This window comes from Lysobacter sp. CFH 32150, assembly GCF_022758295.1.
In the GTDB taxonomy this organism is placed as follows: domain Bacteria; phylum Pseudomonadota; class Gammaproteobacteria; order Xanthomonadales; family Xanthomonadaceae; genus CFH-32150.
This window is the reverse complement of the sequence record NZ_JALDWJ010000004.1, coordinates 123824-137710: the sequence shown is the minus strand read 5'-3', so window position 1 is coordinate 137710 and position 13887 is coordinate 123824. Positions and strand designations below refer to the sequence as shown.

The window sequence follows — 13887 nt, the reverse complement described above, 5'->3', positions numbered from 1 at the left end:
CTTTGGACTGAGGCATTCGGCCGTTACTGTGCGGCCGTCAGCTCGATGGCTGGAATGACATGCGGTCGATCGACCCCTTTGCGAAATTCATTGCGAAGGAAATGCCATGCCATCAGTGCCTGCACTACGCCGGCAACCACCATGACCGTCCACAACCAACTCGGTTTGAATCCAGGAAGTTGCGACAAGGCACAGGCCGGTACGATTACAAGCGCGGCGTAGATCAGCTGCGTGTACAGACTCGCCTTGGTATTACCCATTCCAGAGAGCACGGCGAATACCGCGTAGGCAGCACTTGCCGGAATCAAACTCAGGCTGGCAATGCGCAGGAACAGCGTACCCGCCGCGATGACCGCCGGGTCACTGGAAAAATTGCTGCAAATCCACGGGGCAAAGACCTCGAGGAATAGCGAGAGCACCGGTGCGCCGACGAATCCGAATAGCAGGCTGATCCTCAGCGTTTCGCGCAACCGGCCGGTCAGCCCCGCGCCGTAGCATTGGCCAACCAGCACGCAGGTAGCGCTGCTCAAGGCCATCAATGGCATGAAGCCTGCCTGGAATATCCGCTGGCCGATGCCGAAGGCCGCCTGTTCGGCTGGACCGAATGGACGCAGCAGTAGTGCGATTGCCAGCAGATAAACGGCCATCACGCCGCTTTCCATCCCGGTTGGCAAGCCGACCTTCAGTGCGCCCCAGAGTTCCTTCGGCCGCGCCAGCCAGATGGAGGGGCGCATGGTGAGGTAAGCGCTTTCTCTGGCGCAGTAGACGAGCAGACCAAGCATGCTCGCACTGCAGGCGAGGAACGACGCCAGCCCGGCGCCATCGACTCCAAGCGGCGGCAGGCCGAGCCAGCCGAACATCAGCACCGGTGCCAGGATAGCGTTCAGGACGACGGTCCCGGACTGGGCAATGGTCCCGGCTCGTACATTACCGGTGAACTCCAATGCGCCCGCCAACACGAACACCGGTATTTGAACCACGATCGAAGGAATGAACCAACGCGAGTACGCAGCGATCAACGCGGCGGTCTCGGGGTTGGAGGTCAGCAGGAAACCGAATGCTTCGCGATTGATCCAGGCAACGCAGCCAATAAACGCGATGACGAGCAACGAAGCACCGAATACCTCGTTGAAGATCTGGTTGGCGCGCTCGCGATCCTTGGCGCCGACCGCATGCGAGATCCGGATCCCCGATCCGACGCTGATGATCGGCATCAGCGTGAGCAAGAACATCATCGGAATGGCGGCGAGGGTCACTGCCGCCTGCGCAGAAGACCCGAGCCGTCCGAGCCAGAATATATTCACCAGCGAGAACACCGTGCCGGCGAGCAGATTGAGCAGAAATGCCCCGGACATCGTCAGCAGCTGCTGCTTGATAGAGCCTTGCGTCAGATCCTGCATTCAAATCCCTATTGCGAGCGGTGCAGGACTGCACCGTTGAAATCCATCGGCCTGACCACCGACGCCACCGCCATCTTCGCGCGTTCCGGCTCAGGCACCTGCAATCGATAGCGCGTGCACATCAAGTGGGCCAGCAGGACCAGCTGTGCCATACCCAGATTGGCGCCGATGCAGGATTTTGGTGCCCAGCCGAACGGCACATAGCTGCCGTGTGGGCACTGCGCGCGGCGACCGTCGGCCAACCACCGGTCCGGATCGAATGTTTCAGGGTCCGACCAGTCGGTATCGTCGTGATGAACCAGGAACGGGCTGATCGCATATGCCTGACCGGCCTTCAATGAGATCTGATCTTGATCGATATCGGTGCGCACCGTCCGGATCATGATGGGCGAACCCCACATCCTCAGGATTTCTTTGACGAATCGACCGGTCAACGGCGCAACGCGCATCGGCGATTCGCACAACTGCTCCAGCGATACGGCAGCGAGCTCTGCTTCCAGGCGCGCTCGCCATTCATGCTGCCGATTCAATTCGTAAAGCAGGCAGGCGGCGGCGGCACCGGGCGATCCGGTGATGGCCGTGAGTAGCGCGGTGACGGCATCCACTGCCCGGCCGATGCCCAGCGTAGGGATCAGGTCAACGACGGCGTCGGTAAGATCCGGTTGCCGCGCCCGCTTTCCGCTGGCTCGGCCTTTCAGCTCGCGCCTGACTTCGATTCCCGCTATTACCTGGCACGCCACCATGGTCCATTTGTGCCAGCGCGGGTTCCGGTGCGCGTCAATGTCCGACAGGACAAACGCGACCTTGGTTAAAACTTCCCGGACCACGCGACGATGCGCTGCGGGCTTCAACCCGCCAATGATTGCCGGCACCAACGATTCGATGGATACCCGTTCGGCCAGCCAGACCAAGTCTTGTTGGCGGCCCGCCTCCGCACTGAGCAGGTGGTCCATGCGTTGCGCGAGTTGTCGCAGGCTGTCAACGCCGGTCAGAGTCCGCATTTGTCCGGACCAGCCCGAGCGCAGCTGATTCCAGGTGACAGGCTCGCTGGGACAGCCGCGGATGACGTCGCTCCAACCATCGAGCATGGTCAGGTCGGCATAGTTTGCGGCTTCAAGCCTCTGCGCGACCCGCGCGTCGAAAACCGCCAGGATATTTTCTTCGGTCAGGAATATCGGGCCTTTCTCTCGACGGCGGTCCCGAAACTTCCGCATGAACTCTACCTCCACCACCGTCGGGTCTTGCATCGATGTGCTCCAACTATGCGCGGCCAAATGCCGGGGAGGCGATCGAAACCGCTTCCCCGGCAGCTTGAGACTTAGATGTTGTGGTACATCACCCAGCGCCAGCCGAGCGGGGAATTCGGGCCGCCGCAGCCACGAACACCAAAAGCCGATTTCACAGCCGAGAAGAGCTTCTTCATATCAATTCCTTATTGGATGGATGGATATTTACTACGTTCACGCCAAGGCCACGGATGAGTGCTCCGCAAGCCCTTGGTGCGCCTTTGCAGCGACTGCAATGCGGTCGCTCAATTCCGTGGGTGAAGCGTTAGCTGAAAAGGTGGCGGCGCCATCGCCGCCGCGACGGTCGGGCGCGTGTCGCGCGCAGCAACCGTCAAGGTGTTCGAACGCGCGATGATGCCGAGCATTTCGCTGACCAACTGCGATGACAGATCCGCCGCGACACAGCGATGCGGTCCGTAGCCGAACGGAATGAAGGCCGGGTTGCGCCAGGCTTCCGGATTCGACCAACGCTCGGGTTGGTATGCCGCGGGCTCCGGCCAGTACTCCGGGTTTCGATGCACCAGGTAAGGACACACCACGACTTCGTCGGCCGTACTCACATTCACACCCGACACTTGGTGCTCCTTCGCCGGATGCCGCCCCAACTGCCAAGCTACCGGCCACAGACGCAGGGCTTCTTGCACCACCCATTCCGGCGGTGCCTCGCGATCCGGATGAGTACCCGATAAAAAGATGGACCAGCCCAGGACAAAACCGACGGATCCGGCGATGGCGAAAACAAAAGACAGGAAGACTTCGGCCAATTCATCGACCTTCTGTCCGGGCTCGGCCGAACAAGCCACCACGTCAAGCAAATCAATCGGACTCGGACGCGCCAGCGCCTGGCGTGCCTCGATCGCCCGAGACAATAGCAACGTCGTTTTGAATTGCAGGATCATCCGCCGCCAGCGCGGCTGGCGCGACTTGGCGTTGGCCAGCACGGCGGTTTCGACAATTCGCTCAAGCAATAGCCGCAGCTTCGGTGGACTGTCCGGCGCGAGCAGCACCGGCAACAAATAGCGATAGACCAATCGATTGCCTGAATCCGGCCATTCGCTCACCAACGGTAGGTTGGCCTTGAGAAAGGCGGGCAATTCTCCCTGCCCCGGGGTGTCCAGATAGTTGCGCAATAACGCACGCGACGCGCGCCGGATCTTCAGCTGTGCCGACCGGGGGCCAAAGAGACCGTGCCGTGTATGGAAGAAATCCGAGTGCTCGAGGTAACGCCCTTCGTTGTTGCGAAGTACGGCGCGAGCATCGACAGGATTGCCCAGGCAGTATTCGTTTTGCCCGGTTTGCACGACGTCGCCGGTCGCAGGAAATTCCTGGTCCAGAAATGTCAAAGGATCCTGATAAAAGCGGGTTGCGATATTTCCTTTCAGCATATCTTCCCTTCCTTGGGATCACGAACACAGCCACTCTGCCGCCACGTACTCTCAGGCATGGCGCAGCGACAATCACAACGACAGATCGCGAATGGTCTGTCAACCGCGATTGGAATATCGCCGAGGTATTTGTGTCGTGTCAACGTGCAGAAGGAGCCATGGGACGAACCGTACAAATCCCGGGACGAATGCAACGTCAACCGAACTCGTAAGCGATCACGCAGGTCGCCGCGACAGGAATTTGTTCCCTCTCATCTGAGAATGTCCGCGCGCAGTACGAGCAGCAGATGCAGGAAGGCGAGGGAGGCACGATCGTCGAATGCTTCATACATCTTGGCGTCATCTGCGACCATTTCTCGTGCGAATCCCGCTCCCGGGAACTGCGTCGACAGGTTGCGCATTCCATCGGCGACGTCGTTTCACCTCGCCCATTCGCGTCACTGACCGCGCCCCGCACATCCGTGTTCCGAGCGTACTGCCGCAATCCTTCCACCGCTCATCTGTTGCATCAGGCTCATCCACGTGCGCGACGGGTTCCGGATAATGCAGTTGCAGCCACTCACGCCAAATCTGCTTCAACTGGATCCGCTTCGCGCGATGACGAGCAAGCAATCTCAGAACAGTTCGCCCTGCGGCGACGGTTTGCGCGGCGCGACGAACCTCGAAGCATCCAACGGCGGCAAGCGCCCAAAGCCCAGGCGCGCATGCGCCTTGGCAAACCGCTGCGCGATCAACTCGGCGAACGGACCTTCCCCACGCATGCGCTTGCCGAAGGTACTGTCGTAATCCTTGCCGCCGCGCATCTGCCGGATCAGGCTCATCACGTGCGCGGCGCGATCGGGATAATGCAGCTGCAGCCACTCGCGCCAGATTTCCTTCAATTCGTGCGGAAGGCGCAGCAGCACGTAGCCGGCGGCGCGCGCGCCGTGCGCATGCGCGGCTTCGAGGATCTGCTCCAGTTCGCGATCGGTGATCATCGGCACCACCGGCGCCACCATGACCCCGACCGGCACGCCGGCATCGAACAGCGCACGCATCGCCCGCAACTTGCCGTGCGGAGCGGTGGCACGTGGCTCCATCTTCGCCGCGAGTTTGTTGTCGAGGGTAGTGATGGAGAAGTACACCGTCACCAGCCGCTCGCGCGCCATCGTCGTCAACAGGTCGAGATCGCGTTCGATCAGCCCGCTCTTGGTGATGAAGCTGACCGGGTGCTTGCACTCGGCCAGCACTTCCAGCAGCGAGCGCGTGACCTGGTAGCGACGTTCGATCGGTTGGTAAGCGTCGGTGTTGATCCCGAGCGCGATCGGAGAGCAGCGGTATGAGGGCTTCGCCAGCTCCAACCGCAGTTGCTCGGCGGCATTGGTCTTGGCGAAAAGCTTGGTTTCGAAATCGAGGCCTGGCGACAGGTCGAGGTAGGCGTGCGACGGGCGGGCGAAACAATAGACACAACCGTGCTCGCAGCCGCGATAGGGATTCACCGAATGGCTGAAGCCGATATCCGGCGAGTCGTTGCGGCTGATCACCGAGCGCGCGCGCTCTTCGGTCACCTGCGTGTCCAGACGCGGCACCGCGAGGTCGTCGCCTTCGACGATGGCGCTGCCGTCAGCAGTCGTGCAGTAAACCGAGCCCCAGCCGTCGTCCTCGCCACGGCGCACGGTTTTTTCGAAACGGCCGGTAACGTGCGAGGCCGCGCCGCGACCCTTGATCGGTGCTAGTGCTTTTCGGGCGTCTTCCACGCAACCTAGGTTACGCTCGCTTCGTCGCAACGCCCGCGACGAACGTGAAGTCCCTTTGTGGAAGCCGGCATGCCCGACGCCCTGCACGATGCCTGGACCGCGCTGCTGGCCATTCCGCACCTGGGCCTGTATCTGACGCTCGGCTGGGCGTTGTACCTGATCGGCCTCGGCGGTTGGATCGTGCTGCAGAAACGCGAGCCGGCGGCGACGATCAGCTGGCTGCTCGGCCTGGCCCTGCTGCCCTACCTCGGCTTCATCATCTATCACTGGCTGGGACCGCAGCGGATCGTGCGCCAGCGCCTGCGACGCGCGCGCAGTCGCGCCTCGCTGCCGTCGCCAGCGGTATTGCACGCCGATCCCACCGCGCTGGAGCTCGCCCGGATCGGGCTCGCCACAACCGGGCTGGCGCCGACCACCGCCACTGGCGTGCGCCTGCTGATCGACGGAGGCGCCAAGTACACCGCACTGCTGGCCGACATCGCGACGGCGCGCGAGTCGATCCACCTCGAGTACTACATCTTCTATCCCGATCGCACCGGCACGGCGGTGCGCGACGCCCTGGCCGACCGCGCCCGCGCCGGCGTGCGGGTGCGCCTGTTGCTGGACGCCGTCGGTTCCGGCAAGACCAATCAGCGCTTCCTGCAACCCCTGCTCGACGCTGGTGGCGAAGTCGCCTGGTTCCATCCGATGCGATTGCGCTGGTTCTGGAAGCGTCCGTGGCTGAACCTGCGCAGCCACCGCAAGATCGTGGTGATCGACGACCGCGTCGCCTATACCGGCGGCATCAACGTCACCGACGACGAGGACGAGCGGCTGCGCACCGACGCCTATCGCGACCTGCACCTACGGCTGCAAGGCGACGTGGTCCGCGCCTTGCAACAAGTCTTCGTCGAGGACTGGGCCTACGCCACCGGCGCACCGCCGCGACTGCCGCCACCGCCGCCACCGAACCCCGGACCGATCGCGGTACAGGCGCTGACTTCGGGTCCGGATTCGGCCTGGGAAGCGATCCACCGCCTGCATGTCGGCGCGATCCATAGCGCGCAAAAGCGGGTGTGGCTGGCGACGCCGTACTTCGTGCCCGGCGAGGCGGCAATGATGGCGCTGACCTCGGCCGCACTCGGCGGACTGGATGTGCGCCTGCTGGTGCCGAAGATGAGTGATTCTCGGCTCGTCACCTACGCCGCGCGTTCGTATTTCGACGATCTGCTCCACGCCGGGGTCAAGGTCTACGAGTACGGCCCGCGCCTGCTGCACACCAAGGCGCTGCTGGTCGACGACGATCTCGCCCTGATCGGCAGCGCCAATTTCGACCATCGCAGTTTCCGCTTGAACTTCGAAGTGTCGATGCTGTTCCGCGACGCCAGCATCGCCGCGGAACTCGCGCGGCTGGTCGAAGGCGAATTCACCCTGGCCCCACGGGTCCACGCCGAACGCGACCGGCCGCTATGGCGTGCACGCCTGCCCGAAGCGCTGGCGCGACTGGTCTCGCCGGTGCTGTGAGGCGCATGGCACTTCGGGGCATCCGCCGGTCCTGGGCCACGAGGCGGGGTTTCCGCACGAAGCGATCGGCGTAAACTGCGGCCATCGCTACCAAGGGGGTTCGACGATGCATTGGTTGCTTTTGTTGCTCGCGATCGGCGCGCTCGCCGTCGCACTGAAGACCACTTCGATCGGCCTGATGGCGGTATGCCTGTTGGCCGCGCTGGTGCTGGTAGTGCTGTGGGCCCTCGGCCTGTATTCCGCCCGTGTTGGCAGCCGCAGCCGCGACGAATCGAGCATGATCGACCCGGCGGAACTGCGTCGCCTGCGCGAGCAGGCCGAAGCGCGCAAGCTGGCTGCGTCGCAATCCCAGTCACAACCACCGACGCAGTAGCGGGCAGCTCGACTCCGCCCGTTTCCACGGGCACGTGCATTCGACGATGCAGCGGAGCCGGATTCGCTCACAACCAACCGCCGCACGTTAAGCTTCGCGCATGTCGACCAAGCTCAGCGTCAACATCAACAAGATCGCGGTGCTGCGCAATTCGCGTGGTGGCGATGAACCCGACGTCGTGCGCGCCGCGCGCGTCTGCCTCGATGCCGGCGCGCATGGCATCACCGTGCATCCGCGTCCCGACGCGCGCCATATCCGTGCCGATGATGTGCTGGCGCTAGCCGAACTCACCCGCGAGTACGCGGTCGAGTTCAACCTGGAAGGCAATCCGTTCGCACCACCGCGCGCGGGCTATCCGGGATTCGCGCATCTGTGCGCGCTCGCGCGGCCGGCGCAGGCGACGCTGGTGCCCGACAGCGACGGACAGCTGACGTCCGACCACGGCTTCGACTTCGCCCGCGATCATCATGCGTTGCCCCCGCGCATCGCCGAACTCAAGGCACTCGGCTGCCGAGTCAGCCTGTTCGTCGATGCCGGCGATCCATTAGTGGAACAGGCCGCCGTGGTTGGTGCGGATCGGATCGAGTTGTACACCGGCCCGTTCGCAGCAGCCCATGCCGCCGGCGACGCTGACGCGGGGCGGGCCACGGCGATGCTGGCGTTGTGCGCGGACAGCGCGCGGCGTGCACAGGCGGTCGGGCTCGGCGTGAACGCCGGCCACGACCTCAGCCAGGCCAACCTCGGTGACTTCCTGCGCGGCGTGCCCGAGGTGCTTGAGGTTTCCATAGGCCACGCGTTGATCGGCGAGGCGTTGTACGCGGGACTTGAGGCCACCGTGCGCACTTATCTCGCGATCATCGCGGCCGCATCGCGTTCATAAGCATGCCTTGGCTGTTCGAATGCAGACAAACGCGGGCGAATGACATCCGCCATAAGCCGAGTACTCGTCATGGCGGGTCTCGACCCGCCATGCGAGCGTCGGTGTACGCCCCGAGGCGTCGATGCACGCCTTACTGCGTAGCGATATTGGTAATGCCGCTATTGCGTGCAACGGCGAGTGCGCCGGCGAAGTCCTGGTAATCCGCATCCGCATCCGTCCGGATCTCGAGCACGGTGCTGGGCGTGCGCTGCGCGATTGCCGTCAGCTGCGTGCGCAGGTCGTCGCGGCCGATCAGTTGTCCGTCGAGTTGCAGGCTGCCATCGGCCTGCACGATCAGGCCCAAGCGCGATGGTGACGCTTGCGTCCCGTCGCCACGGCCGAGGCGCAGCGGAAGCTCATGGGTCAACGTCGGCGCAGCGACCATGAAGATGATCAGCAGCACCAGCATCACGTCGACCAGCGGGGTGACGTTGATGTCGGCGAAGCCGCGGTCTGCGGCAGGAGCATCGGAAAACGCGGAGACGGCCATACGCACTCCACATCCTTGGATGGGCGGGATGCCCAACTTCACGCTACGCCCGAGCCGCGCATCCTTGCAAGCGGACAAAAAAACGCCGCCCGGAGGCGGCGTTGAAACGACTTGGTAAGCGGTGCTTGGTAAGCGATCGGTCCGTCAGTTCGAAACGAACCCGATTTTCTGCATGTCGGCATTCTTGGCCGCGGCCAGGACCTTGGCCAGGACGCCGTAATCGGCATCCGGGCTGGTGTCGATCTCGAGCGCCGGCTGGTTGCTCGGATCGCGCTGGACTTCGACTTCCATCATGCTCTTCAGCGCGGAGATCGGCTGTGCCGACTCGTTCCAGTACACCTGGCCGGAGGCGTCGATGCGGAGCTTGATCGGCTCCTTCGGCGGCGTCGGCGGCGGCGGCGTGGTGCTCTTCTGTGGCAGGTTGATGTCGATCGGGTAGGACAGGGTCGGTGCCGTCACCATGAAGATGATCAGCAGCACCAGCATCACGTCGACCAGCGGCGTGACGTTGATGTCGGCCATCGGGCCACCGCCGGAGCTGGAAGCAAAAGCCATGGTCGTGGTCTCCGGTTAGTTGGGCCGTTCTTTCTCGGCGACGAAGCCGACCTTGCGCATGCCCTGGGCCTGCGCCATCCGCACCACGTCGGCGATCACCCGGTACTTGGTGGTCTTATCGCCACGGACGTTGAGCGGCGGCTGCGGCGTCTTCTGCGCCTCAACCGACAGCCGGCTCTCGACCTGGTCGTGGGTGATCGGCTGGTCGTTCCAGAACAGCTTGCCTTCCTCGGTCACCGCGATGGTGATCGGCTGGACGACAATCACCTTGTCACGGTCGAGTTGGTCCAGGGTGGCCTGCGGCAGCTCGACCTTGACTTTATGCGACATCAACGGCGCGGTGATCATGAAGATGATGAGCAGCACCAACATCACGTCCACGAGGGGCGTGACGTTGATCTCGGCCATCGGGCCGCCGCTTTCGGTACCAGAACTGAAGGCCATGGTCAGGCTCCGTCAACAATTCGACTATTAACGCTTGCCGCCGATCTCGCCCACGCGTGCACCGGTGGCGAAGAAGTCGTGCAGGTCGTGCGCGAAGGTATCGAACTTGCTGTTGGTAACGCGGTTCAGGCGCACGAAGAAGTTGTACGCAAGCACCGCCGGGATGGCGACGAACAGACCGACCGCGGTCATGATCAGCGCTTCACCGACCGGACCGGCGACGGCGTCGATCGAAGCCTGGCCAGTCGCACCGATCTTGATCAGCGCGCCGTAGATGCCCCACACGGTACCGAGCAGGCCGACGAACGGCGCGGTCGAACCGACGGTGGCGAGCACGGTCAGGCCGTTCTCGAGACGCGAGCTTTCGCGGGTCACGCCCTGGCGCAGCGCGCGGTCGACGAACTCGGAGCGGTTCAGCGATTCAACCAGGCGCGAGCCTTCGTGACGCTGGTGGTGGGCGGCAGCCTGGGCGGCGTCGAGCGCGATCTTGGAGAACGGCTCGCTCTTGCCCTGCTCTTCCATGAAGCGGATCGCGTCCTGCGCGTTCGGGGTTTCCCAGAACGTGCTGACGACGCGGTCGGCGTTACCGCGCAGGCGCGTGTTCTTGATGAAGTTGATCACGATCCAGTACCAGGACATCGCGGACATGACCAACAGGGTCAGTGCGACGGCCAACTGGACGATGTAATCGCCTGGGCTGGCGAGCATTTCGGTGAGAAGGTGATCGACGCCCATCTGCTTCAGCGCGTCGGCACTGCTTCCGGTCGCAGCGGTGGTGGTGGTTTCCTGCAGCATGACGCTTACCTTTGGAAGTCGTGGAAGGATGAAAGAAACGGCCTGGTGGCCTAACGGGTGTTACAACAAAATCGTCAAACTATTAATTGGGCAGCGTCCACACCACCGAAATGGTGTTTTCGCCACCTACCGCCAGCCCGCCTCTACGGCCCGGGCTGACTTTCCATTTCTTCACAGCAGCAACGGCAGCGCGGTCCAGATCGCGATTACCGCTGCTCTTGAAGATGCTGGCCGCCGTGATATTGCCGCTGGCGTCATACGTAATCGCGACGACTGTGGTGCCTTGTGCACGCGCACGCAAGGCCGTGGCGGGATATTGCGGCAGGAAGCGCGCGCGGACCGACGGGTCCACCTCGCCACCAGCGATGTCGGCGACCGGCGGCGGCGGCGCCGGCGGCGCCGGCTCGGCCTGCACGTCGACCGGTGACGGCTCGTCGAACACCACCGGCGGCTCTTCCGGCGGCGGCGGCAGGGGGGTCGGCCTCGGCACGACGTCCTGCTTGATCTGGATCGGCTTGGGCTGTTCCGGCGGCGGCGGCGGCGGCGGTGGCGGCGGCGGTGGCGGCTTGATGAAGTTGACCAGCGTCACTTCCTCTTCCTCCACGGCCGCGCCTGGGGGCGCCACCGGCATCAACAGCAATAGCAGCGCCGCAGCATGCAGCGCAATTACAAAGGAGAAGCCGGCAATGCGCGGCCAACTCAGACCCTGGCGGTCGTCGTTCTTGTCGGTGTGCGGCAAGTGTTGCGTCATGCGCTGCGCTCGGGGTGGGGGGCGGGCGCCTGCGCGCACCGGATTTGCAATACCGCCGCCAGAAGGCGGCCGCGGGAACCTCTAAGGATATACCAATCCTGTGGACGTGTTCCAATGACCATCCACAGGATTGTGACGAACGCTTTACTTGCCGACGATCTGTTTGGCCTCGGCGGGTTTCTTGACACCCTTGTCCAATGCCTGCTGTGCCGCCGCCTTGGCTTCGGCGGCCTTGCCCTGGTCCCGCAGGATCTTGGCCAGGTTCAGATAGGCCTCGCCATCGGCCGCCATCGGCGCAGCTTTCCGGTACAGCTCGATGGCCTCGCTGTCGCTGCCTTTGTAATAGGCGTGCTGCGCCAACACCATGTAGTCCTTGGCGAGCTCGGGGCTCGGCGTGAGGATGCCCTTGGCCACGCCATCGTTGATGACCGCCAGCGCTTCCTTCATCTGCTCGGCGTTCATGTAACCGACGTACAACGCGCGCAACTCCTTGCCTTCCGTAAGCAGACCGCGCTTGTAGGCATCAGCGAGCAGTGCGTTGCCTTTGTCGAACTGGTCCGCCTGCTGGTAGCTCGCAACCGCGTTCAACAACAACCGCTTGTCATTCGGATTCTTGGCGAGCAGTTCCTGGTACAGCTTGGCCGCCTCGTCGTTACGGCCCATGTTGCCCAGGAGGCCGGCCCGCAGGCCCTGGTGCTCCGGCTTGTCGGACTTGGTTTCAGCGAGGAAACGGTCGAGCGTGGCGAGGGCTTCCGCGTGCTTTTCCTGCCCGAGTTTGACCACCGCCAGGTTGTACATCACGGTGTAGTGGCTGTTGTTGTCGAGGCCGTTGGCGTCGAGCGCCTTCTGGAAATACTCGGCCGACTTGGCCTCGTCGCCAAGGTCGGCAGAGGCGTTGCCCGCCAGCTGATAGGCGAAGGCTTTTTCATATGCGCCAGCATCGGCATCGGCACCGATCGCCTCGGCCTTGGCCACGACGGCGGCGTTGTCCTGTTTTTCGTACAGCGCCTGCAAGTCCTGCAGCGCTTTCAAGCCTTTGCCCTTGGCCTTCGCTTCCGGCGACTGCCGGGCCGCATTCGGATACAAGGGCGCTTCTTCCACGGCCTTGGCCTGTTTTTCCTCGGTGTCCTTGCCGAGTTCCTTCAAGCGCTTGGCGCGCTGCGCGCGCAGGCTTTCGGTTCCTGTCTGCTGCTGCGCGAAGACAGGCGCGGCGAACGCACCCAGCATGACGGCTACGACGGCGAGGGTGAGCGGGCGGAAATTGGAGCGCGGGGTCTTCATGGGGTCACCTCGACGGCAGCGGTCAGCTAGGGCTGCGAGTGGGGGCGCAAGGCCGGGGGCGGCCACGCTAACAGAAACACGGGTGCGTGCGACACGGGATTGCTCGCGCACGTCGGCATCCATTAAGTCATCGGCGCGGCGCCATCAACAATTGGGGCGGCGCCCGGCGGCGCGCGCCTGGTCGTACACGGGCACCAAATCGGCGGCGCGCTGCTGCAATTCGCGGATGCGGCTTTGCGGATCAGGGTGGGTGGACAACCACTGCGGCGGACGGCTTCCACTGCTGGCGGCGATCATGTTTTGCCAGAGATTGACCGCCTGGCGGGGGTCGAAGCCGGCTTCGGCCATTAGGCGTTGGCCGACCACATCCGCCTCGGTTTCCTGGGCACGCGAGCCCGGCAACAGGAAGCCCGCCTGGGCCAGGATGCTGCCACCCTGCATCGCGGCATTGCCGACCCCTTGCCCGTAGCGCGAACCGAGAATTGCACCCAGTACCTGCAATGCGCCCGAAGCACCGGCCTGGCGGGTGATGCGCTCGTCGTGATGGCGTGAGATCACATGACCGATCTCGTGGGCGATCACCGCGGACAGTTGGTCCTGGTTGCGCGCCACGGTAAAGATGCCGGTGTAGAGGCCGACCTTGCCGCCCGGCAGCGCGAACGCGTTCGGGTTGCTGTCGACGAACAGCGCGCTCTCCCAGTTGCCCCGCCACGTAGGCGGCAGCTGGCGCGTCACGGCGCTGACCACGCAGCGCATGGTGGCATTCAACCGCGCATCGTTGCTTTGCGGTTTCTGCGTCTTCATCTGCGCGAACGCCTGCGCGCCGAGCTGGTCGAGCTGCTGCTGCGAGACCGCGCCGACGACCTGGGTGCGGCCGGTCGGTGACGTGGTGGTGGCGCAGGCGGCGACCGCACCGGCAATGAGGAGACCGAGCAACAATGGCTTCATGGATGCAGGGTTCACGGCGAC

At 63.7% G+C, this 13887-nt stretch carries 15 protein-coding genes; 3 read left to right on the top strand and 12 right to left on the bottom strand.

Annotated features, from left to right (window positions below):
* Window positions 1-23 precede the first annotated feature (23 nt).
* From MO486_RS08745 to MO486_RS08725, 5 genes are all read right to left on the bottom strand, one after another.
* The gene (locus tag MO486_RS08745) at window positions 24-1400 is read right to left on the bottom strand and encodes an MATE family efflux transporter (RefSeq protein WP_242906350.1); all 1377 of its coding nucleotides are present in this window, start codon (window positions 1398-1400) and stop codon (window positions 24-26) included.
* Between the two features lie 8 nt (window positions 1401-1408).
* Window positions 1409-2647, bottom strand: coding sequence for a cytochrome P450 (locus MO486_RS08740; RefSeq protein WP_242906349.1), 1239 nt, complete (start codon window positions 2645-2647; stop codon window positions 1409-1411).
* A 284-nt stretch (window positions 2648-2931) separates the two neighbouring features.
* The gene (locus tag MO486_RS08735) at window positions 2932-4071 is read right to left on the bottom strand and encodes a cytochrome P450 (protein WP_242906348.1); all 1140 of its coding nucleotides are present in this window, start codon (window positions 4069-4071) and stop codon (window positions 2932-2934) included.
* A 251-nt stretch (window positions 4072-4322) separates the two neighbouring features.
* Window positions 4323-4472: a hypothetical protein gene (locus MO486_RS08730; RefSeq protein ID WP_242906347.1), complete on the bottom strand. Its 150-nt coding sequence runs from the start codon at window positions 4470-4472 to the stop codon at window positions 4323-4325.
* Between the two features lie 213 nt (window positions 4473-4685).
* Entirely contained in the window at window positions 4686-5807 is a 1122-nt protein-coding gene (locus MO486_RS08725) for a PA0069 family radical SAM protein (protein ID WP_242906339.1), read from the bottom strand.
* A 69-nt stretch (window positions 5808-5876) separates the two neighbouring features.
* On the opposite strand from MO486_RS08725, the gene cls reads away from it, so the two are divergent.
* The 3 genes from cls to MO486_RS08710 all read left to right on the top strand — a co-directional run bounded on the left by cls (window position 5877) and on the right by MO486_RS08710 (window position 8563).
* Window positions 5877-7310, top strand: a complete 1434-nt coding sequence (gene cls, locus MO486_RS08720) for a cardiolipin synthase (protein ID WP_242906338.1) — start codon at window positions 5877-5879, stop codon at window positions 7308-7310.
* Window positions 7311-7416: 106 nt separating this feature from the next.
* Entirely contained in the window at window positions 7417-7683 is a 267-nt protein-coding gene (locus MO486_RS08715; protein WP_242906334.1) for a hypothetical protein, read from the top strand.
* Window positions 7684-7783: 100 nt separating this feature from the next.
* A complete protein-coding gene (locus MO486_RS08710) occupies window positions 7784-8563 on the top strand; it encodes a pyridoxine 5'-phosphate synthase (RefSeq protein ID WP_242906332.1) in 780 nt (259 codons plus the stop codon).
* Window positions 8564-8693: 130 nt separating this feature from the next.
* Here the strand turns inward: MO486_RS08710 and MO486_RS08705 are convergent, their stop codons facing one another.
* From MO486_RS08705 to MO486_RS08675, 7 genes are all read right to left on the bottom strand, one after another.
* Window positions 8694-9092: a biopolymer transporter ExbD gene (locus tag MO486_RS08705; RefSeq protein ID WP_242906328.1), complete on the bottom strand. Its 399-nt coding sequence runs from the start codon at window positions 9090-9092 to the stop codon at window positions 8694-8696.
* A 144-nt stretch (window positions 9093-9236) separates the two neighbouring features.
* Window positions 9237-9647, bottom strand: a complete 411-nt coding sequence (locus tag MO486_RS08700) for a biopolymer transporter ExbD (RefSeq protein WP_242906326.1) — start codon at window positions 9645-9647, stop codon at window positions 9237-9239.
* 15 nt (window positions 9648-9662) lie between these two features.
* Window positions 9663-10091, bottom strand: a complete 429-nt coding sequence (locus MO486_RS08695; RefSeq protein WP_242906324.1) for a biopolymer transporter ExbD — start codon at window positions 10089-10091, stop codon at window positions 9663-9665.
* Window positions 10092-10118: 27 nt separating this feature from the next.
* Window positions 10119-10886: a MotA/TolQ/ExbB proton channel family protein gene (locus MO486_RS08690; RefSeq protein ID WP_242906323.1), complete on the bottom strand. Its 768-nt coding sequence runs from the start codon at window positions 10884-10886 to the stop codon at window positions 10119-10121.
* A gap of 82 nt (window positions 10887-10968) precedes the next feature.
* Complete coding sequence (locus tag MO486_RS08685; protein WP_242906321.1) at window positions 10969-11637, bottom strand: energy transducer TonB; 669 nt, start codon at window positions 11635-11637, stop codon at window positions 10969-10971.
* A 144-nt stretch (window positions 11638-11781) separates the two neighbouring features.
* On the bottom strand, window positions 11782-12918 hold the full coding sequence (locus MO486_RS08680) for a tetratricopeptide repeat protein (RefSeq protein ID WP_242906319.1): 1137 nt from the start codon (window positions 12916-12918) through the stop codon (window positions 11782-11784).
* 144 nt (window positions 12919-13062) lie between these two features.
* Window positions 13063-13866: a M48 family metallopeptidase gene (locus MO486_RS08675; protein ID WP_242906317.1), complete on the bottom strand. Its 804-nt coding sequence runs from the start codon at window positions 13864-13866 to the stop codon at window positions 13063-13065.
* Window positions 13867-13887 lie beyond the last annotated feature (21 nt).